The sequence below is a fragment of the Variovorax sp. P1_G12 genome, assembly GCF_056405555.1.
In genome coordinates this window covers 230037-250296 of record NZ_JBFUBW010000004.1, presented here as the reverse complement: position 1 = coordinate 250296, position 20260 = coordinate 230037, and the positions used below count along the sequence as shown (strand labels likewise).

The 20260-nt window shown below is 68.7% G+C and carries 20 protein-coding genes; 11 read left to right on the top strand and 9 right to left on the bottom strand.

Annotation, left to right across the window (positions count from 1 at the left end; translation table 11 throughout):
* Nucleotides 1-43: 43 nt before the first annotated feature.
* The 5 genes from AC1D2O_RS06845 to AC1D2O_RS06825 form a co-directional block, all read right to left on the bottom strand.
* On the bottom strand, nt 44-1321 hold the full coding sequence (locus AC1D2O_RS06845; protein WP_478156571.1) for a TRAP transporter large permease: 1278 nt from the start codon (nt 1319-1321) through the stop codon (nt 44-46).
* Nucleotides 1318-1812: a TRAP transporter small permease gene (locus AC1D2O_RS06840; RefSeq protein WP_478094621.1), complete on the bottom strand. Its 495-nt coding sequence runs from the start codon at nt 1810-1812 to the stop codon at nt 1318-1320. Before AC1D2O_RS06840 ends, AC1D2O_RS06845 begins: the two co-directional genes overlap by 4 nt.
* A gap of 86 nt (nt 1813-1898) precedes the next feature.
* The gene (locus tag AC1D2O_RS06835; RefSeq protein ID WP_478094620.1) at nt 1899-2870 is read right to left on the bottom strand and encodes a TRAP transporter substrate-binding protein; all 972 of its coding nucleotides are present in this window, start codon (nt 2868-2870) and stop codon (nt 1899-1901) included.
* Between the two features lie 57 nt (nt 2871-2927).
* A complete protein-coding gene (gene denD, locus AC1D2O_RS06830) occupies nt 2928-3947 on the bottom strand; it encodes a D-erythronate dehydrogenase (RefSeq protein ID WP_478156570.1) in 1020 nt (339 codons plus the stop codon).
* 28 nt (nt 3948-3975) lie between these two features.
* Nucleotides 3976-5523 (bottom strand): ABC transporter permease/substrate-binding protein, encoded by a 1548-nt coding sequence (locus AC1D2O_RS06825; protein ID WP_478093298.1) that lies wholly within the window; start codon nt 5521-5523, stop codon nt 3976-3978.
* A gap of 25 nt (nt 5524-5548) precedes the next feature.
* On the opposite strand from AC1D2O_RS06825, the gene AC1D2O_RS06820 reads away from it, so the two are divergent.
* On the top strand, nt 5549-6409 hold the full coding sequence (locus AC1D2O_RS06820; protein WP_478093300.1) for an alpha/beta fold hydrolase: 861 nt from the start codon (nt 5549-5551) through the stop codon (nt 6407-6409).
* 34 nt (nt 6410-6443) lie between these two features.
* The gene (locus tag AC1D2O_RS06815) at nt 6444-7505 is read left to right on the top strand and encodes an ROK family protein (RefSeq protein WP_478093302.1); all 1062 of its coding nucleotides are present in this window, start codon (nt 6444-6446) and stop codon (nt 7503-7505) included.
* A 45-nt stretch (nt 7506-7550) separates the two neighbouring features.
* Here AC1D2O_RS06815 and AC1D2O_RS06810 read toward each other — a convergent pair whose 3' ends face one another.
* The 4 genes from AC1D2O_RS06810 to AC1D2O_RS06795 all read right to left on the bottom strand — a co-directional run bounded on the left by AC1D2O_RS06810 (nt 7551) and on the right by AC1D2O_RS06795 (nt 11775).
* A complete protein-coding gene (locus AC1D2O_RS06810; protein ID WP_478093306.1) occupies nt 7551-8228 on the bottom strand; it encodes a dienelactone hydrolase family protein in 678 nt (225 codons plus the stop codon).
* A gap of 75 nt (nt 8229-8303) precedes the next feature.
* Nucleotides 8304-9686 (bottom strand): phospholipase D-like domain-containing protein, encoded by a 1383-nt coding sequence (locus AC1D2O_RS06805; protein WP_478156568.1) that lies wholly within the window; start codon nt 9684-9686, stop codon nt 8304-8306.
* Nucleotides 9683-10351, bottom strand: a complete 669-nt coding sequence (locus AC1D2O_RS06800) for a glutathione S-transferase family protein (RefSeq protein ID WP_478093838.1) — start codon at nt 10349-10351, stop codon at nt 9683-9685. The genes AC1D2O_RS06805 and AC1D2O_RS06800 overlap by 4 nt, the downstream gene beginning before the upstream one ends.
* Before the next feature lie 305 nt (nt 10352-10656).
* Complete coding sequence (locus AC1D2O_RS06795; RefSeq protein WP_478093836.1) at nt 10657-11775, bottom strand: 5-methyltetrahydropteroyltriglutamate--homocysteine S-methyltransferase; 1119 nt, start codon at nt 11773-11775, stop codon at nt 10657-10659.
* A 146-nt stretch (nt 11776-11921) separates the two neighbouring features.
* Between AC1D2O_RS06795 and AC1D2O_RS06790 the strand changes: the two genes are divergently transcribed.
* The 9 genes from AC1D2O_RS06790 (at nt 11922) to AC1D2O_RS06750 (ending at nt 20140) form a co-directional block, all read left to right on the top strand.
* Nucleotides 11922-13025 carry an aromatic ring-hydroxylating dioxygenase subunit alpha gene (locus AC1D2O_RS06790; protein ID WP_478156554.1) on the top strand — a complete coding sequence of 368 codons (1104 nt, stop codon included), beginning with the start codon at nt 11922-11924 and terminating at the stop codon, nt 13023-13025.
* Nucleotides 13022-13783: a GntR family transcriptional regulator gene (locus AC1D2O_RS06785; RefSeq protein ID WP_478156552.1), complete on the top strand. Its 762-nt coding sequence runs from the start codon at nt 13022-13024 to the stop codon at nt 13781-13783. The genes AC1D2O_RS06790 and AC1D2O_RS06785 overlap by 4 nt, the downstream gene beginning before the upstream one ends.
* Nucleotides 13784-13927: 144 nt before the next feature.
* On the top strand, nt 13928-14938 hold the full coding sequence (locus tag AC1D2O_RS06780) for a PDR/VanB family oxidoreductase (RefSeq protein ID WP_478156551.1): 1011 nt from the start codon (nt 13928-13930) through the stop codon (nt 14936-14938).
* Between the two features lie 159 nt (nt 14939-15097).
* Entirely contained in the window at nt 15098-16270 is a 1173-nt protein-coding gene (locus AC1D2O_RS06775; RefSeq protein WP_478156549.1) for an ABC transporter substrate-binding protein, read from the top strand.
* A 27-nt stretch (nt 16271-16297) separates the two neighbouring features.
* Nucleotides 16298-17170: a branched-chain amino acid ABC transporter permease gene (locus tag AC1D2O_RS06770; protein WP_478086355.1), complete on the top strand. Its 873-nt coding sequence runs from the start codon at nt 16298-16300 to the stop codon at nt 17168-17170.
* A gap of 2 nt (nt 17171-17172) precedes the next feature.
* Complete coding sequence (locus tag AC1D2O_RS06765) at nt 17173-18225, top strand: branched-chain amino acid ABC transporter permease (RefSeq protein ID WP_478086353.1); 1053 nt, start codon at nt 17173-17175, stop codon at nt 18223-18225.
* Nucleotides 18222-18995, top strand: coding sequence for an ABC transporter ATP-binding protein (locus tag AC1D2O_RS06760; RefSeq protein WP_478086352.1), 774 nt, complete (start codon nt 18222-18224; stop codon nt 18993-18995). The genes AC1D2O_RS06765 and AC1D2O_RS06760 overlap by 4 nt, the downstream gene beginning before the upstream one ends.
* The gene (locus tag AC1D2O_RS06755; protein WP_478086351.1) at nt 18988-19692 is read left to right on the top strand and encodes an ABC transporter ATP-binding protein; all 705 of its coding nucleotides are present in this window, start codon (nt 18988-18990) and stop codon (nt 19690-19692) included. Before AC1D2O_RS06760 ends, AC1D2O_RS06755 begins: the two co-directional genes overlap by 8 nt.
* 55 nt (nt 19693-19747) lie before the next feature.
* Nucleotides 19748-20140, top strand: a complete 393-nt coding sequence (locus AC1D2O_RS06750; RefSeq protein WP_478086349.1) for an SRPBCC family protein — start codon at nt 19748-19750, stop codon at nt 20138-20140.
* Nucleotides 20141-20260 lie beyond the last annotated feature (120 nt).

Genomic DNA, 20260 nt, shown 5'->3' with positions numbered 1-20260 from the left:
GGGCCTCTTGCGTGACGGCGTCGTGAAACCGCCGGCATCGGCGCTATTTCGAGTAGACCAGGTCGCGCAGCCCGAGCGAGATGCCGGGCACGTAGGTGACCACCATCAGGCAGGCCAGGATCACCAGCACGAACGGGACCAGGTAGGGCACGATGCGGTCGAGCGAAATGCGCGCCACGGTGCAGGCCGCGAACAGGTTGACGCCGAAGGGCGGCGTGATCATGCCGAGCGCCAGGTTCACCACCATCACCAGGCCGAAGTGCACCGGATCGATGCCGAAGTGCATCGCCACCGGCGCCAGGATCGGCGCCAGCACGATGATCGCCGCGCTGGTCTCGATGAACATGCCGATCACGAACAGGGCGCCATTGACGCCGAGCAGGAACATCGCCGGCGACTGCAGCACCTCCTGCAGCCAGCGGCCGATGGCGTCGGGCACGCCGGCGCGCGTGATCAGGAAGGCGAACAGCCCGGCGTTGGCGATGATGAACATGATCACCGACGACGACACCACCGACTTGCGCAGCACCGCATAGAGTCCGGCCGGCCTGATCTCGCGGTAGATCAGCGTGCCGACGATCAGCGCGTAGAGCACCGCCACCGCCGACGCCTCGGTGGGCGTGAAGATGCCGCCGTAGATGCCGCCGAGGATGATCACCGGCATCAGCAGCGCCCAGCCGGCGCGCCAGGTCGCGGTGCCGACGCCGAGCCGGCCGTCGCCGTCGTTCTTGCCCAGTCCCTTGAACTTGCAATAGACGTAGACGAAGGCCATCAGGGCCAGGCTGATCAGGATGCCCGGGCCGAAGCCGGCGATGAACAGCTCGCCGATCGAGACCTCGGCGCTGACGCCGTACAGGATCATCGGGATCGAGGGCGGGATGATCACGCCGAGCTCGGCGCTGGTGGCCTGCAGCGCGGCGGCGTAGCCCACCGGGTAGCCGTGCTTGATCAGCGCCGGGATCAGGATGGCGCCGATCGCGAAGGTGGTCGCCACCGAGGAGCCCGACACCGCGGCGAAGATCATGCAGGTCAGCACGCAGGTCATCGGCAGGCCGCCCTGCACGCCGCCCACCAGGCTCTTGGCGAAGTCGACCAGGCGGCGCGAGATGCCGCCGGTCTCCATCAGGTTGCCGGCCAGGATGAAGAAGGGAATGGCGGCGAGCGGAAACTTGTTGATCGCGTTGAACATCTCCTTGACGGAGATCAGCATGTTCGCGCTGGAGGCCTGGATGCCGAGCACCGAGGCCAGGCCGATGGAAACGGCGACGGAGATGGTGAGTGCGAAGCACACCACCATGGTCGTGATCATCACGGGGGTCATTGAGCGGTTTCCAGTTCGTTGCGCTTCGGGTCGATCAGGTTGGCGATGATGCCGATCACGCAGAACAGCCCGCCCACCGGCAGCGCCAGGTAGGCCCAGAACATAGAGACCGATTCGAGGCCGGCCATCGACTGCACGCTGCCGCGCTGCGCGTAATCCCAGCCCCACCAGATGATGACCGCGATCAGGGTCAGCGCGGCCAGGCACACCACCCAGTCGAGCACGCGGCGGACTTTCGGTGGACTCCAGCGGTAGAGCACGTCGACGCTGACCATCGCGCCCTCGCGGAAGGCGGTCGGGATGCCCAGGAAAACCATCCAGATCAGGCTGATGCGGATCAGGATCTCGGACCATTCGGCCGGTTGTTCGAGCACGAAGCGGGTGACGATCTGGAACACGCCGAGGGCGGAGGCGACCACCAGCATGAAGCAGGCGATCGCCATCGCCAGGCCGGTGGTCCAGCGGTCGAGTGCGAGGAAGGCGGATTTCATGAGCGCATCAGGGTTCGGACAAAAAAACGCCCGCCAGCGCAGGCTGTGCGGGCGCGTGCGGCCGCGAGAAGTTTCGCGGCGGCGGGTTACTTGACGTCGCGGATCTTGTCCAGGTTGGCCTTGCCGAACTGCTTCTCGAAGTCGGCGTTGACCGGCGCCAGCGCGGCCACGAACTTGGCCTTGTCGACGTTGTCGATGACGGTCATGCCCTTGGCGCGCAGGTCGGCCACGCCCTTGGCATCGTCTTCGTCGACGCGGGCCCGGTTGGCCTTGATGCCTTCCTTGGCGGCATCGAGGAAGGCCTGCTTGTCGGCGGCGCTGAGCTTGTCGAAGGTGCCCTTGCTCATCAGGAAGATGCAGGGCGAGTAGACGTGGCCGGTCAGCGTGAGGTGCTTCTGCACCTGGTCGAACTTGGCCGAGATGATCACGGGCAGCGGGTTCTCCTGGCCGTCGACCGTGCCCTGCTGGAGCGCGGTGAACACCTCGGGGAAGGCCATCGGCGTGGTGATGATGCCGAAGCCCTTGTAGGCCGCGATGTGCACCGGGTTCTCCATGGTGCGCATCTTCAGGCCCTTGAGGTCCTCGGGCGCCTTCACGTCGCGCTTGCTGTTGGTCATGTGGCGGAAGCCGTTCTCGCCCCAGCCCAATGCCTTGAAGCCCTTGGCGTCGAACTTGACCAGCATGTCCTGGCCGATCGGGCCGTCGAGCACCGCGCGGGCGTGCGCCTTGTCGCGGAACAGGAAGGGCACGTCGAGGATCTTGGTCTCGGGCACGAAGTTCGGCACCGGGCCGGTCGACGAGAAGGCGAGTTCCTGGGTGCCGAGCTGCACCGCTTCGATGGATTCACGCTCGCCACCCAGCGAGCCGTTGTAGAAGGTCTCGACCTTGTAGCGGCCATTGGTGCGCTTCGCGACTTCCTTCGCGAAGGTGTCGATGGCGACGCCCTGGTGCGAGTTCTGCGAGGTCGAGATGCTGATCTTCATCGTCGTCTGCGCAAGGGCCGCGCTCGCGATGCCAAAGCCGAGGACCAGGCCTGCGGCCAGTTGGCTCAATTTCATGGGGGAGTCTCCTGAGTGGAAAAGAGTGCGGACCCAGGGCCGCAAGGCAACCTGCGACTATGCCGCAATAGCGAGCTTCACTGCGTCGGGATTTTCACGGACGTAGTCGCGGATCACCGTCTCGAAGCTGGCGTCGGCCTGCAGGCCGAGCGCGGCGGCGCGCGCGGTTTCGAAGTGCCCGGGCCAGGACTTCACGATGCGCCGGATCGACGGGTCGGGCGTGCGGTCGAGCAGGGCGGTGGCGGCCGGGCCGGCCACGCGCGCCAGCGCCGCCGCCATCTCGCCCACCGTGGTGGCGAGCGAGGGCAGGTTGAGCGCAGTGCGCGGGCCCCATTCGGCATCGCTGGCCTCGGCGGCGCGCAGCAGGCCCTCGATGGTGCGCGCCGGCGAGGCGATCGCCACCGGCGTGTCGTCGGCGACCGGGCAGGCGGCGGGCAGGCCCGCCAGGGGCTCGCGGATCATGCCGCTGAAGAAGCCGGAGGCGGCGCCGTTGGGGCGGCCCGGCCGCACGCTCACCGTCATGAGTCGGACGCTGCGGCCGCGGATGAAGCCCTTGCGCGTGTAGTCCGCCACCAACTGCTCGGCGACGAATTTCTGGATGCCGTAGCTGGTCTGCGGCGTCGGCAGCGTCTGGTCGGTGATCACCGTCGGCAGCGGTTGTTCAGGCGAATCGCCGAAGACCGCGAGCGAGCTCGAGAACACCAGTGTCGGCACGGTGCCGACCCGGCGGCAGGCGTCGAGCAGGGCATTCGTGGCGGCGAAATTGCTGCGCATCCCGAGGTCGAAATCGGCCTCGCATTCGCCGCTGACCGCGGCGGCCAGGTGGAAGACCAGCGCGGTGCCCGGCGGCAGCACGCGCTCGGGTGCGCTGGCGAGCAGTTCATTGAGGTCGCCGACCACCGCGGCGACGCGCGGATCGGCCGCGAGGTCGGGCGGCGGCGCTGCGCGGTCGACCAGGGTGATCGCCGTGATCGATGCGGGGAGGGCTCCGGCGAGTGAGCGTTGCGCGCCGGCGAGCAGGGTGCGGGCCAGCCGGGCGCCGACGAATCCGGCGCCGCCGGTGATGACGATGTGCATGTGCGAGAGCCTTCTTGGGAAGGCGAGTCTAAGCCGAGGCCGGAGCGCCCCCGCGGCGACGGCGCATGAAGGCTTCGATGGCTTCGAACAGCGCCTCGCTCAGCAGCGCCAGCACCGCGGCCGGCACCGCGCCCGCGACCAGCAATTGGCGGTCATTGAGCGCGAGCCCGGTCACGATGCGTTCGCCGAAGCCGCCGGCGCCGATGAAGGCGGCGATGGTGGCGGTGCCGATCGCGATGGTGGTCGCGGTGCGCACCCCGGCCAGCAGCGTGGGCAGCGCCAGCGGCAGCAGCACCACGCGCAGGTTCTGCCCGCCGGTCAGGCCCAGTGCCGTGCCGGCCTCGCGCAGGCCGGCGGGCACTTCGGCGAGCCCGGTCACGGTATTGCGCATGATCGGCAGCAGCGAATAGAGCGTCAGCGCGATCAGCGCCGGCAGCGTGCCGATCACGCCGAGCAGCGAGATCAGGATCGCCAGCAGCGCCAGCGAGGGGATGGTCTGCAGCAGGCCGGTCAAGCCCAGCACGAGGGCGCGCAACCGCAGGTGCGCGAACACCGCGATCCCCAGCGGCACGGCGATCAGGATCGCGACGCCGACCGAGATGGCGACCAGCAGCAGGTGCTGGCGAGCAAGCCGACCCAGGTCGGGGCCGAACAGCTTGGCCATGAAGCCGCGGGCCGCGACGTCGGTCGCGGCGGCGGCCTTTGCTCCGGGCTGCCCCGCCGCCAGGAAATCGCGCGCGATGACGTCGAAGGCCACGCCCTGCAGTTCGGCGCGCGCGTTCATCGCGATCATCGAGCGCTCGTCGATGCGGCCCCCGAGCCTTTGCAAGGCGGCCCAGGCTTCGGGAAGCCGCGTCGGCAGGTCGAGCCGGTACAGCAGCACCGCGTCGTAGCGCGGGAAATAGCGCCGGTCGTCCTCGAGCACACGCAGGCCCAGGTGGTCGATCTTGGCGTCGGTGGTGTAGATGTCCATGACGTCGATCTGCTTCGCCGCGATCGCCTCGTAGGCCAGTCCGTGGTCCAGCCCGGTCGGCGTCTGGCCGAAGCCGTAGCGCGCCGCCAGGCCCTGCCAGCCGTCGGCGCGGCCGATGAACTCGTTCGAGAGGCCGAGCCGCAGCGCCGGATGGCCGGCCAGGTCGCTCAGGGTGCGCACGCCGAGCCGCTCGGCGTCGGCGGCGCGCATGGCGAGCGCATAGCCGTCGTTGAAGCCGAGCGGCACCGCCACGCCGAGGCCGAGCGGCCGCAAGGCGGCGTTCATGGCTTCGAGCGTCATCGATGGCGAGCCCTTGAGGATCTCCAGCGCGATGGTGCCGGTGTACTCGGCGTAGAGGTCGATCCCGCCGGAGCGCAGGGCCTCGTAGACGATGGCCGTGTTGCCGAGCCCCTGCCGCACCACCGGTGTGACCGGAGTCCGGGGCGCCGCGGTCTGGGCCAGCACCTCGGCCAGGATGTAGGACTCGGTGAAGCGCTTGGAGCCGATGCGCAGCGGCTGCTCCTGGGCGGTCGAAGCCAGGGCGGCGCAAAAGAGGGCCAGGAAGGCCAGGGCGGCGAGCCACCTGCGACGAGGCAATTGCATCGGGCCAGTGTATCGGCGCGCGAAGATGCCCTTCTCCTACAGCCGATGGTGCGTCGTGCTGATGCTGCCCGGCACCCAGGCCAGCCATAGTGGGCGGATGCTGATCAACTATGTCCGCCACGGTCAAGGAAAGCCTCTGCTGCTGGTGCATGGACTGGGCAGCAGCTGGCACACGTGGCAAACCATCCTCCAACCTCTGGCCGCCGAACGCGCCGTGGTGGCGATCGATCTCCCGGGTTTCGGCAAGAGCCCGCCGCTGGCGGGCGAAGTCTCGATGCAGACGCTGGCCGCTGCGGTGGCGCAATTCCTGCGCGAGCACGATCTGCTGGGCACCGATGCCGTCGGCAGTTCGATGGGCGCGCGGCTGGTGCTCGAGCTGGCGCGTCGCGGCGAGGCGCTGGGCACGGTGGTCCTGCTCGACCCGGGCGGCTTCTGGGCCGGATGGGAGCGCCTGGCGTTCCAGGGCGCGATCCGCATGTCGATGCGCCTCGCGCGGACGCTGAAGTTCGCGATGCCGTCGATGGCCGCCCATGGGTGGTCGCGATCGCTGTTTCTGGCGCGGTTCTCGCCGCGCGCTCACCAGCTGTCGCCGGCTCTGGTGCTGGAGGAAATGCGCAGCTACGCCTCGGCCCGGTCCTTCGATCCGATGCTGAAGGATTGCATGCGCGGGGCGCCGCTGGAGGGCGCGCCCCGCGGGCGGATGCGCAGGCCGATGGTGATCGGCTGGGGCCGCCTCGATCGCGTCTGCCCTCCCAGGCAGGCAACACGCGCGCAACAGCTGTTCCCCGATGCGCGGCTGCACTGGTTCGAGCGCTGCGGCCACTACCCCCATTGGGATGCGCCGGAAGAGACGGCGCGGCTGATCCTCGAGACCACGGCCGACTGAGCGATATCGCCTCCGGCAAGAAGTGAAAAAAGCAATGGCCAAGGATCCGCAGGCGATGCCGCTTGCCGAAGCGCACGGCGCCCGCGAATTGCTCTGCGTGACGGTCGAGAGCTACAGCCTCCAGCTGCGCGACAAGGACGGCTTCATCGGCGACCAGGCCAGCCAGACCGCCTTCCGGCAACTGCTGGAGCGCTGGCGCCAGCGCCGTCGGCGCAAGGGCAGGGACCCGCTGGGCGGCGTCCATTCGAAGGACCTCGGCAAGCGGGAACTCGACCAGGCGATCGGCCGGAGCAAGGCGTCCGAGGCTTCGGACATGCTTCACGGCGCGATCGAGGCGTTCGCGCAGGAGCTGGCCTGGGTGATCGAACGCTTCCTGCGCCAGCCGTCGTGGGCCGGCGTGGAGCGGATCGTGATCGGCGGCGGATTCCCGGGCAGCGACGTGGGCGAGCGCGCCGTGCTGCAGGCGGCAGCCATGCTGCAGGACCTCAAGGCGTCGGTGGAACTGGCCCGGATCTGCCACGAGCCGGACGACGGCGGCCTGCTCGGCTGGGTGCACCTCGTGCCGCCGCCGGTGCTGAAGGGCCACGACGCCATCCTCGCGCTCGACATCGGCGGCACCAACGTGCGCTGCGGCATCGTCAAGCTGCGCAAGAAGCGCGCGCCCGACCTGTCGAAGGCCAAGGTGATGCGGCGCGAGAAATGGCGCCACGCCGACGAGCGACCGAGCCGCACGCTGCTGATCGACCGCCTGGCCGAAATGCTCGAGGCGCAGATCCGCTACGGCAGGAAGAAGGGCATCCGCCTGGCGCCCTTCATCGGCATCGCCTGCCCGGGGCTGATCCGCAAGGACGGCTCGATCTCGCGCGGCGCGCAGAACCTGCCGGGCGACTGGGACAGCGACAACTTCCACCTGCCGAGCGAGCTGTGCAAGAAGATCCCGGCCATCGCCGGGGCGCCGACCGTGGCGCTGCTGCACAACGATGCGGTGGTGCAGGGCCTCAGCGAATTGCCGTTCATGCGGGACGTGAAGCGCTGGGCGGTGCTGACGATCGGCACCGGGCTGGGCAATGCCAGCTACACGAACAAGCCGAAGTAGGCACGTCGATCGGGCCGCCGCATCGGCGGCCGCGACCGACCGCCGTCAGCCGAGTTCCCGGCCGAAGAAGCGCAGCGTGCGGTCCCAGGCGAGCTGGGCCCAGACGGCGTCGTATTGCGTGATGGGGATCCGGCCCGGGCCTTGTGCGGTTTCGTTGGCGAAGCCGTGATGGGCCTGGTAGCGATGCCCTTCATAGCGCACGCCCGCCGCGCTCAGCTTCTCTTCGAGGGCATCGACGCCGGCGATGGCGAACGCCGCGTCCTGCGTGGCCCAATGCGCCATCAGCGGCACGGTGATCTTCGAGGCATCGACATACTCCAGCGGCGGGTAGCCATACCAGATCACACCGGCATCGGCCTCGGACGCCATCGACGAGGCCAGCAGGGTCAACGCGCCGCCCATGCAGTAGCCGGTGACGCCCACCTTGCCGCCGCGCGCCTTCAGATACTGCAGCGCGCCGCGCACGTCCTGCGAGGCCGCGTCGGCGAAGTTCAGCCCGCTCATCAGATGGTGGGCTTCCTCGGCCTCGACGGTCTTCTTTCCGCGATAGAGATCGGGCACCAGCGCGGTGAAGCCGGCTTGCGCGAATCGCTGGGCCACACCGAGGATCTGGTCGTTCAATCCCCACCACTCCTGGATCACGACCACCGACCCGAAGGCCTTTTCGGCCTCGGCCAGATAACCTTGCACTGCGCCGCCATCCGGGCGCTTGAATTCGATCATGGTTCCCATGAGTCTCTCCTGATGTTGGGGTCAAGACAGGGAGTATCGGACATGGGGCATGTTCGCGTGCATCGCTCAAAGCTGGAAGGCGATCGTGAGCAGCAGCCCCTCGGCAACGTCGCGCAGCAGCCCCGGCGTGCGTGCCCGGTAGGTCTCGCCGGCCGAGGCGGTGGTCTCGATCCATTGCGCCAGCCAGTCGATCTCGGCGCGGCCGTAGAACACCACCGCCGCCTCGTGGTTGAGCAGCAGGCTGCGCAGGTCGAGATTGATCGAGCCGCACAGCGCCAGGTCGTCGTCCATCACCACCGCCTTGGCATGGGCCATGAAGGGCAGCATCCTGAAGAGCACGCCGGCGCGCGCCAGGTCGCGCATGGTGCGGGCGCGCACGAAGTCGGCCAGGCGATGGTTCGAGTGCGCCGGAATCGCGATCGTCACCTGCACGCCGCGCCGGGCCGCCAGCCGCAGCGCATCGCGCAGGCCGTCGCCGGGCACGAAGTAGGGCGTGACCGCGAGCAGGCGATGCTCGGCGCGGAAGCAGGCGTCGATCAGCAGTGCCTGCGCCGTGTCCTCGGTCTGGTCGGGTCCGCTGGGCAGGAACTGCGCCGGGCTGCCGTCGCTGCGTGGTCCCGTGTCGGCGGCGATGATGCGCGATGTGCGGCCGCGCACCGAGGTCCAGTCGTGGTCGAACTGGCGTGCCGCCGCGGTCGCCACGTCGCCCCGGAGGTCGAAGGACAGGTCGCGCCAGGGCACCGGATGGGCATCGTTGCCGACGAAGTACTCGCCCGCGAGGTTCCTGCCGCCGGACCAGAGCCAGCCGTCGTCCGCGATCGTGAGCTTGCGGTGATTGCGCAGGTTGCGCGGGCCGCTGCGGCGCAGGCTGAAGATCGGGCGGAACACCGCCACCTCGGCGCCCGCATCGCGCAACGAATCGAAATGCGAGCGCGGCAGCGACAGCGCGCCGAAGCCGTCGAGCAGCACCCGCACCTTGATGCCCCCGCGCGCTCGGCGCGAGAGCCGGTTGATCACCTCGTGCCCGAGCGCGTCGTCGCCGATGATGAAGGTCGAGACGTCGATGGAATGCCGCGCGCCCTCGATCACCTCGAACAGCGCATCGCGCGCGGCGGCGCCGTCGGAATGAAGCCGCACGTCGCAGCGGCTGGGCGCGGCGAGGCCGAAACTCTCGACCAGGTCGGCCGCCCAGTGCCCCGCCGGCGCCGAACGCGGCGGCCGCGGCGTGCCCACGGGCCGCAGCTTGCGCTGGCCGAACACCAGGTACATCGGGAGGATCACGTAGGGAAGCAGCGCGAGACCCATGACCCACGCGATGGCGGTGGCGGGCGCGCGCTGCTCGCGCCGGGCGCGGGTGGTGAGCACATAGACCAGCAGCGCGAAGGTCACCACCAGCAGGTGCTGCGATGGCGAGGGCAGCCAGTCGAGCAGGTCGTCGATGCGGTTCACGGGCGGAGGAGCGCCTGCAGGTAGGGCGGCACCGGACGCCCCTGCGAAGCCAGGAACTGCATCATGGGTCCGACCACTTCGCGCACCGGGCCGCGCGCGCCCACGCGCTCGCGCCAGGCGAGCAGCCGGGGCGTGGCCCCGGTCATGGGCGCGCCCTTGCGCTCGGCGAACACCTGCGCCATGTAGAAGGCGATGTCGGCGAAGGAGTAGCTGCCGGCCAGGTAGTCACGCCCGGCCAGCAAGACTTCGAGCTCGGCGTAGAACGCCGTGCAGCCGGCGCAGGCCGCGAGCGCTGCCGGACTCTGCATCTCCTGCTGAAGCCTGAAAAGCCTGATCACATGCGGAAAGAAGACCTCGTCCGACATCAGCTCGAGCTGGCGCGCCCGCGCCCGCGCCGCGACCTCGCGAGGCCACAGCGCCGGCTCCGGCACGCGGTCCTCCAGGTATTCGAAGATCTGCGTCGAGTCGAACAGCTCGACCTCGCCGTCGATCAGCACCGGCACCTGCCGCTTCGGATTGACCCGAAGCACCTCGGGGTGCTTGGGCAGGTAGTGGTCGTCGCGGTCGAAAGGCACCATGACGCAATCGAGGGCGACGCCCTTCTCGAGCGCCGCGATCTGCGCCTTGGCGCCGAACATGCTGAGGGGGCCGGTGAAGAGCTTCATGGACACAGAGCCTACTTCACCCCGACCCCAAATCAAACCGGCCAGCGAAGCGAGGCCCGTTGGTGAAACACCGCGGAACCGGCTCCGCCGGGCCGCTGGTGTTGCCCCCGGCAGGGGGTGGGAGGGCTACAGGGTGAAGAGCTTCATGGACACAGAACCTACTTCACCCCGACCCCAATTCAAACCGGCCAGCGAAGCGAGGCCCGTTGGTGAAACACCGCGGAACCGGCTCCGCCGGGCCGCTGGTGTTGCCCCCGGCAGGGGGTGGGAGGGCTACACGCAGTGAGCCCGACCTGGGGGCGAGCCTATTTCCCCCAGACTTCCTGGGCCGTCTCGACCACCAATCGCAGCTTGGCGCGCTGCGCCTCGACCGCGATGTTGTTGCCATGCACCGTGCTGGAAAAGCCGCACTGCGGCGACAGCGCGAGCTGGTCGAGCGAGACGTACTTGGCGGCCGCTTCGATGCGGGCCTTGAGCTCGTCCTTGTCCTCCATTTCGCCGAACTTGGTCGTCACCAGGCCCAGCACCACGGTCTTGCCCTTGGGCAGGAAGCGCAGCGGCCGGAAGTCGCCCGAGCGGGCGTCGTCGTACTCGAGGAAGTAGGCATCGAGGTCCATCTCCTTGAGCAGCGCCTCGGCCACCGGCTCGTAGTTGCCGGCCGCCGCGTGGGTGCTCTTGAAATTGCCGCGGCACAGGTGCATGGCGAGGAGCATGCCTTCGGGCTTCTGCGCCACCACCTTGTTGATGAATGCGGCGTAGCGGTGCGGCAGCTCGTTGGGGTCGTCGCCGCGCTGGCGGGCGGCCTCGCGCATCTTCTCGTCGCACAGGTAGGCGAGGTTGGTGTCGTCCATCTGCACGTAGGTGCAGCCGGCCGCGGCCAGCGAGCGCAATTCGTCGCCGTAGGCCTTGGCGACGTCGTCGTAGAACACCGGGTCGAGCTCGGGGTAGGCCTCGCGGCTGATGCCGGCGCGGCCGCCGCGGAAGTGCAGCATGGTGGGCGAGGGGATCGTGACCTTGGGCGTGTTGCCCGCCGACACCTGGCTCTTGAGGTATTCGAAGTCCGCGAGCTGGATGTTCTTCTCGTGGCGTACCTTGGCCGTCACGCGCATCACGGGCGGCGCCAGTTCCTCGGTGCCGTCGGGCTTGCGGATCGTGACCGGGATGTCGGTCTTCACGCCGCCCAGTTGCTCCAGAAAGTCGATGTGGAAATAGGTGCGGCGGAACTCGCCGTCGGTGATGCTCTTGAGGCCGATGTCTTCCTGAAACTTGACGATCTCGGTGATCGCCTTGTCTTCGACACGGCGAAGCTGTTCGGGCGTGATCTCGCCCTTGGCCTTCTGCTCGCGCGCTTCGAGCAGGTACCGGGGGCGCAGGAAGCTGCCGACGTGGTCGTAGCGGGCGGGCAGGGCGGCGTGCTGGGACATGGGTGGGCTCCGTCGAATCTGGAAAAGAACGGTCGATCGTATCCGGACAGTGAACCCCTTCGCTGGATACAGAAAGATCGGTATTTACCCTGAATTCTGCCAAAAAGCGTGGACTTTTGGCCATCAATGTATACATTGCGTATCCCATGAAAGCCTCAGCCAGCCCTTTTCCGCTCAACGCCTGGTACGCCGCCGCCTATGACGTCGAGGTCTCGCACGCATTGCTGGCGCGCACGATCTGCAACCAGAACCTGGTGCTCTACCGGCGCACCGACGGCCAGGTCGCGGCCCTGGAGGACGCCTGCTGGCACCGCCTGATGCCGCTGTCGCTCGGGCGGCTGGAGGGCGACGAGGTGGTCTGCGGCTACCACGGCCTGGTCTACAACAGCCAGGGCCGCTGCACCTTCATGCCGAGCCAGGAAACGCTCAATCCCTCGGCCTGCGTGCGCGCCTATCCGGTGGTCGAGAAGCACCGATTCGTCTGGGTCTGGCCCGGCGACCCGGCCAAGGCCGACCCGGCGCTGGTGCCCGACATGCACTGGAACGACGACCCCGAGTGGGCCGGCGACGGCAAGATGATCCGCGTCGCCTGCGACTACCGGCTGGTGGTCGACAACCTCATGGACCTGACCCACGAGACCTTCGTGCATGGCTCGTCGATCGGCAACCGCGAGGTGGCCGAGGCGCCTTTCGTCGCCACCCATGGCGACCGTTCGGCCACCGTCACGCGCTGGATGAAGAACATCGACCCGCCGCCCTTCTGGGCCGGTCAGATCCACCACGCGCATGGCTATCGGGGCAAGGTCGACCGCTGGCAGATCATTCGCTTCGAAGGGCCCTGCACCGTCAACATCGATGTCGGCGTGGCCGAGGCGGGCAGCGGCGCCGTGCCGCGCGATGGCGCGCCGGGCGACCGCAGCAAAGGCGTCAACGGCTTCGTGCTCAACACCATCACGCCCGAGACCGACAAGACCTGCCTCTACTTCTGGGCCTTTGCGCGCAACTACTGCATCGGCGAACAACGGCTCACGCACCAGTTGCGCGAGGGCGTGTCGGGCATCTTCCGCGAGGACGAGCTGGTGCTCGAAGCCCAGCAGCGCGCGATCGACGACCGGCCCGACTACAGCTTCTACAACCTCAACATCGACGCCGGCGCGATGTGGGCGCGGCGGCTGATCGACCAGATGGTGGCGCGCGAGAAGCCGCGGGCGCCGACGATTCCGATCCAGGCCGCGGAGCTCGCCCGATGAGTGCGCTGCCCGTGGCCGGCGAGCCGGGCGAAGCCGGCGGGTCCCAGGCGGTCAAGGCCCAGTTGCGGCTGCGCGAGATGATCCTGGCCGGCGAGTTGCCGGGCGGCGCGCGGATCGCCGAAGTGGCGGTGTCGGAACTGCTGGGCGTCTCGCGCACGCCGGTGCGCAGCGCGCTGATGCGGCTCGAACAGGAAGGGCTGCTCGAAGCCCTGCCCAACGGCGGCTATGCGGTGCGCACCTTCTCGGAACGCGACGTGGCCGACGCCATCGAGCTGCGTGGCACCCTCGAAGGCCTGTCGGCGCGGCTGGCCGCCGAGCGCGGCGCACCGCCGGTGGTGCTGCGCGAGGCCAGGGCCTGCCTGCGGCGCATCGACGAGCTGCTGCGCGATCCGGCGCTCGACGACGCGGCCTTCTCGCACTACGTGGCCTTCAACGAGGAATTCCATCGGCTGCTGTCCGAGATGTCGGGCAGTGCGCTGATCGCCAAGCAGATGGAGCGCGTGATCAATCTGCCCTTTGCCTCGCCTTCGGGCTTCGTCGTGGTGCAGGCCAACTCGCCCGCGGCGCGGGACATGCTCCTGATCGCGCAGGACCAGCACGGCCAGGTGCTCGATGCGATCGAGAACCGCGAAGGCTCGCGCGCCGAGGCGCTGATGCGCGAGCACAGCCGCCTCGCGCAGCGCAACCTGCGCGAGGCCCTGCATGGCGCCCAGAACCATCCGCTGCCCGGCGTGCAGCTGATTCGGCGCAGAGCATGAACCACCCCCGAAGCGCCTGCGGCGCTGCCCCCTCAAGGGGGCGATACCAGCGGCCTGGCAAAGCCAGATCCACGGTATCCCTGGGCTTGGGATGTGACGGTTCCGCGCGTTGCGGGTCACGCGATCACGTGCTGGAAAACTGAGATGAAAAGCGATATCCACTGGATGCCCGCGCGCATCACCTCCCTGCGCGACGTCAGTGCCACGGTGCGCGAGTTCGAGATCACGCCCGAGTCGGGCATCGTCGACGGGCATGAACCCGGCGCCCACCTGCAGGTGCAGGTGCTGGTCGGCGAGCCCGGTTTGGGGCGCATGCAGAACCGCTCCTATTCGGTGGTCGGCGCCCCCGACGGGCGTGGCTGGCGGATCGCGGTCAAGCGGCTCGACGACGGCCGCGGCGGTTCGCTCGCGATGTGGCGGCTGGCCGTCGGCGACCGGCTGCTGGTGAGCGAGCCACAGAGCCATTTCGGCCTCGACCTGACGGCGCCCGGCTACCTGCTGGTGGCGGGCGGCATCGGCATCACGCCGCTGGTCTACATGGCGCAGCGCCTGGGTGCGCTGGCCGAGCGCAGCGGGGTGCCGGTGCGCATGCTCTACGGCGCGCGCAATGCACAGGAGCTGGCCTACCTGCCGGAACTTCGGCAAGCCCTGGACAAGCCTGCGAGCGCGCGGGTCCAGGCCTACACCGGCAGCACGCCCATCGATTTCGCCGCCGAGATCGCCGCGCTGCCCGCGGGCGGCCAGCTCTACACCTGCGGTCCGGTGCCGATGCTCGAAGCCGTCAAGCGCGCCTGGGCCGCCGCCGGCCGGCCGCAGGCCGACCTGCGTTTCGAGACTTTCGGCAGCAGCGGCCGGCTCGCGACGCAGGCCTTCGAGGTGCGCATTCCGCGCCACGACCTGGTGCTGACCGTTCCCGTCGGCAGCACGCTGCTCGAAGCGCTCGAGGGCGCCGGCGTCCAGACCCTGTGGGACTGCCGGCGCGGCGAATGCGGCCTGTGCGCGATGGACGTGCTCGCGGTCGACGGCGAGATCGACCATCGGGACGTGTTCCTGAGCGAGCACGAGAAGGCATCGGGTCGCCGCATCTGCGCCTGCGTCTCGCGCGCGGTCGGCACGATCACGCTCGACTCCGCCTGGCGGCCCGACCCTCCGTGAGGCGCCGGACTGTCTGCGCGATCATCGCGCATTCGATTTGATGATCGCGCAGAATTTGATTCCACCGGGGCGAGCGCTAGGTGTTTGCCGGAGCCCGGGCTCGCTTGCATCTGGTCACAATATCCCCCGTCCCGCATCCCATTGAATCAGGAGAGTTCCATGCTTCGTCGCCACCTTGTCCAGGCTGCCAGCCTGACCGCCATCGCGCTGGCCATGCCCCTGGCCTACGCGCAAGACAACACCTTCAAGATCGGGATGATCCTGCCGATGACCGGCCAGCAGGCCTCCACCGGTCGCCAGATCGAAGCCGCCGCCCGTCTTTACATGGCGCAGCACGGCGACACGGTCGCCGGCAAGAAGGTCCAGCTGATCGTCAAGGACGACACCGGCCTGCCCGATGTCACCAAGCGCATCGCGCAGGAACTGGTGGTCAACGACAAGGTCAACGTGCTGGCCGGCTTCGGCATCACGCCGTCCGCGCTGGCCGTGGCGCCGATCGCGACCCAGTCGAAGACCCCGGAAGTCGTGATGGCCGCGGCCACCTCGAGCATCACCCAGGCCTCGCCCTACATCGTGCGCTCCAGCTTCACGCTGCCGCAGGTCTCGGTCGCGATGGGCGACTGGGCGCCGAAGAACGGCGTCAAGACCGTGGTCACGCTGGTGGCCGACTACGGTCCGGGCAACGACGCCGAGAAGTTCTTCAGCGAGCGCTTCGAGCTCAACGGCGGCAAGGTGATCGAGAAGCTGCGCGTGCCGCTGCGCAACCCCGACTTCGCGCCGTTCCTGCAGAAGGTGCGCGATGCCAAGCCCGACGCGCTGTTCGTCTTCGTGCCCTCGGGCGCCGGTGCGGCGGTGATGAAGCAGTTCCTCGAGCGCGGCATGGACAAGGCCGGCATCAAGATGATCGCCACCGGCGACGTGACCGACGACGACCAGCTCAACGACATGGGCGACGGCGCGCTCGGCGTGGTCACCTCGCACCACTACTCGGCGGCCCATCCCTCGGCCATGAACAAGAAGTTCGTGGAAGACTTCCAGAAGGCCAACAAGAACATGCGGCCGAACTTCATGGCCATCGGCGGCTATGACGGCATGCGCGTGATCTACGAGGCCCTCAAGACCACCAAGGGCCAGGGCGGCGGCGACGCGCTGCTGGCCGCGATGAAGGGCCAGGTCTTCGAGAGCCCGCGCGGCCCGGTGCTGATCGACGCCCAGACCCGCGACATCACGCAGGACGTGTACCTGCGCCGTGTCGAGAAGAAGGACGGCCAGTTCTACAACGTCGAGTTCGACGTCATCAAGGCGGTCAAGGATCCGGGCAAGACCAAGTAAGCCAGCCGAAGGGTTCCGGACAGTCGCATGCTGACAATACTTTTCGATGGCATCGCCTACGGCATGCTGCTGTTCGTGCTCGCGGTCGGCCTGGCCGTGACCCTGGGGCTGATGAACTTCATCAACCTCGCGCACGGCGCCTTCGCGATGGCCGGGGGCTATCTCACGGTGTTCGCGATGCAGAAGCTGGGCGTGCCCTTCCTGCTCTGCCTGCCGCTGGCCTTCCTGGTGGTCGGCGCGGCGGGGGCGCTGCTCGAACGCACGCTCTACCGGCCGATGTACGGCAAGTCGCACCTGGACCAGGTGCTGTTTTCCATCGGCCTGGCTTTCATGGCGGTGGCCGCGGTCGACTATTTCGTCGGCTCCTCGCAGCAGAACATCCACCTGCCCGAGTGGCTGCGCGGCCGCACCGAGGTCGGCGACGGCGCGCTGCTGCTGGGCATGGGTCACTACCGGATCTTCATCATCGCGGTCTGCGCGCTCCTGACCGTGGTGCTGCAGCTGATCCTCTCCAGGACCCGCTTCGGCAGCCGGCTGCGCGCCGCGGTCGACGACCCGCGCGTGGCGGCCGGGCTGGGCATCAACGTCAACGTCGTGTTCCTGCTCACCTTCGCAGTGGGCTCGGGGCTGGCGGGACTGGGCGGCGCCCTGGGCGCCGAGATCCTCGGGCTCGACCCGACCTTCCCGCTCAAGTACATGATCTATTTCCTCATCGTGGTGTCGGTCGGCGGCACCTCGTCGATCACCGGGCCGCTGCTGGCCGCGCTGCTGCTCGGCATCGCCGACGTGGCGGGCAAGTACTTCATTCCGAAGATGGGCGCCTTCACGGTCTACCTGCTCATCATCCTGATCCTGATGTGGCGGCCGCAGGGGCTGTTCACGCGCAAGGGGGGCAAGTGATCATGAGCGACGCCGGGCCGCCCCAAGGCGCGAAGACCCCCTCGGGGGGCAGCGAGGAGACGCGAGTGCCGAGCGTGGGGGCACAGTCCTTCCAGCAACCGTTGCTTGAAAAAGCGCGCTGGCGGCCCTGGGAATACGCGCTCTGGGCGCTGGCCTTCGTGCTGCCGCTGGTCATGCCCTCGCACGCGCTGATGATCAACGAGATCGCCATCGTCGCGCTGTTCGCGATGTCGCTCGACCTGATCCTCGGCTATGCCGGCGTCGTCTCGCTCGGCCACGCGGGCTTCTTCGGCTTCGGCGCCTACGCCGCGGCGCTGTTCGCCAAGCACGTGATGCCCGATCCGACAGTCGGCCTGCTGGTGGCCGTCGTGCTGTCGGCCGCCCTCGGCGCGGTTGCGAGCATCACCATCCTGCGCGGCAGCGACCTGACCCGGCTCATGGTCACGCTCGGCACCGCGCTGCTGCTGCTCGAACTCGCGAACAAGCTCGACTGGCTGACCGGCGGCGCCGATGGCCTGCAGGGCGTGGAGATGGGGCCGGTTCTGGGCTTCTTCGCCTTCGACATCTCCGGTCGCACGGCCGCCTGGTACTCGCTGTCGGTGATGCTGCTGCTGTTCCTGCTGATGCGCCGACTGGTGCACTCGCCCTTTGGCGCCACGCTCAAGGCGGTGCGCGACAACCGGCTGCGCGCGATGGCGATCGGCATCCCGGTGGTTTCGCGGCTGGCCGTGATCTACACCGTGGCCGCGGCGATCGCGGGCGCCGCGGGCGCGCTGCTGGCGCAGACCACCGGCTTCGCCTCGCTCGACGTGCTGGCCTTCGACCGCTCGGCCGACGTGCTGCTGATGCTGGTGATCGGCGGCGTGGGCTGGCTCTATGGCGGCATCGCGGGCGCGATCGTCTTCAAGCTGCTGCAGGACACGCTGTCGACCGTCACGCCGCAGTACTGGATGTTCTGGATCGGCCTGATCCTGGTGCTGCTGGTGCTGGTCGGGCGGGATCGGCTCTTGAAGCCCTGGAACTGGTTCGGCGCGCGAAAGGCGGTCCGGTCATGAGCCGTACTCCAGCGAGCGAGATCGTGCTGTCCGCCACCGGCCTGGTGATGCGCTTCGGCGGCATCACGGCCACCAACGATGTCTCGCTGAACCTGCGGCGCGGCGCCCGCCATGCGCTGATCGGTCCCAATGGGGCCGGCAAGACGACGCTGATCAACCTGCTGACCGGCGTGCTCACGCCGACCGAGGGCCGGATCGTGCTCGAGGGCGAGGACATCACGCGCCTGGCGCCGCACCGCCGGGTCGCGCGCGGCATGGTCCGCACCTTCCAGATCAACCAGCTGTTCGATTCGATGACGCCGCTGGAGACGCTGGCGCTGGTGGTGTCGCAACACACCGGCGTCGGCGCGCAATGGTGGCGCCCGCTGGGGTCGTCGAAGGCCGTGGCCGAGCGCGCCGGGCAGTTGCTCGAGCAGTTCCGGCTTGCCGACGTCGCGCAGCAGCAGACCAGGCACCTGGCCTACGGCAAGCGCAGGCTGCTCGAGATCGCGATCGCGCTGGCCTGCGAGCCGCGCGTGCTGCTGCTCGACGAACCCGTGGCCGGCGTGCCGGCCGGCGAGCGCGAAGAGCTGCTGGAGACCGTGGCGGCGCTGCCGGCCGACGTGTCGGTGCTCCTGATCGAGCACGACATGGACCTGGTGTTCAGCTTCGCCGACCGCATGACCGTGCTGGTCAACGGCTCGCTGCTGACCGAGGGCGACCCGGACACGATCGCCAACGATCCGAAGGTGAAAGAGGTCTATCTCGGCCATGGAGCCGTGCATGAGTGAATTGCTGCGCATCGAGAACCTGAGCGCCGGCTATGGCGAGGCCGTGGTTGTGCACGACATCGCGCTGGCGCTCGGCGAAGGCCAGACACTGGCGCTGCTGGGCCGCAACGGCACCGGCAAGACCACGCTGATCAACACGCTGGCCGGCGCCACGCGCCAGCACGGCGGCAGCATCACGCTGGGCGGCGCGGCGCTGCACAAGCTGCCGCCGCACCAGCGCGCCGCGGCGGGCATCGGCTGGGTGCCGCAGGAGCGCAACATCTTCAAGTCGCTCACGGTGCACGAGAACCTCACGGCGGTGGAGCGGCCCGGACGCTGGAACCCGCAGCGCGTCTACGAGATGTTCCCGCGCCTCGCGGAGCGCAAGGGCAATCTGGGCACGCAGCTGTCGGGGGGCGAGCAGCAGATGCTCGCGGTCGGCCGGGCGCTGGTGCTGAACCCGACGCTGCTGCTGCTCGACGAGCCGCTCGAGGGACTGGCGCCGATCATCGTCGAGGAACTGCTGCGCGCCATCCGCCGCATCACCCGCGACGAGGGCCTGGCGGCCATCATCGTCGAGCAGCATCCGCAGGCGATCCTTGCGATTTCCGACGAGGCGGTGGTGCTGGACCACGGCACCGTGGTGCACGCCGACCATGCGGCCACCCTGCGTGCCCAGCCCGAGGTGCTCGAACGCCTGCTCGGGGTTGGCCGCTAGGGCGCATCGGCCTACACTCGCCGGCCACGATCCAGGCTGATCGGAAAGGCGAACCATGGCATCGATTCGACAGGAAATCCAGGTCGCGGCGAGCGCCGAGACAATCTGGGACGCGGTCCGCGACGTTGGCGAGATCCACCGCCGGCTGGTGCCGGGTTTCGTGACCGACTGCTGGCTCGAGGGCGACACCCGCATCGTCACCTTCGCCAACGGCCTCGTGGCGCGCGAACTGATCGTCGATTGCGACGATGCGGCGCGGCGCCTTGCCTGGTCCGCGAGCGGGGGCCGCCTGACGCACCACAACGCCTCGCTGCAGGTGTTCCCCGAAGACGCCACCCACAGCCGCCTGGTCTGGATCGCCGATCTGACGCCGCACGAGATGGCGGCCCCGATCGCCGCCATGATCGCCGACGGAATGCGGGCGATGAAGAAGACCCTCGAGGCCTGATTCCCGTCTTGCCCAGCGCGCTCTTCACGGGAGCCGCAGCGGAACCGGCTTCGCCGGGCCGCAGTGCGGCGCCCCCCGGCAGGGGGGTGGGCGGGCTACACGCAGTGAGCCCAACCTGGG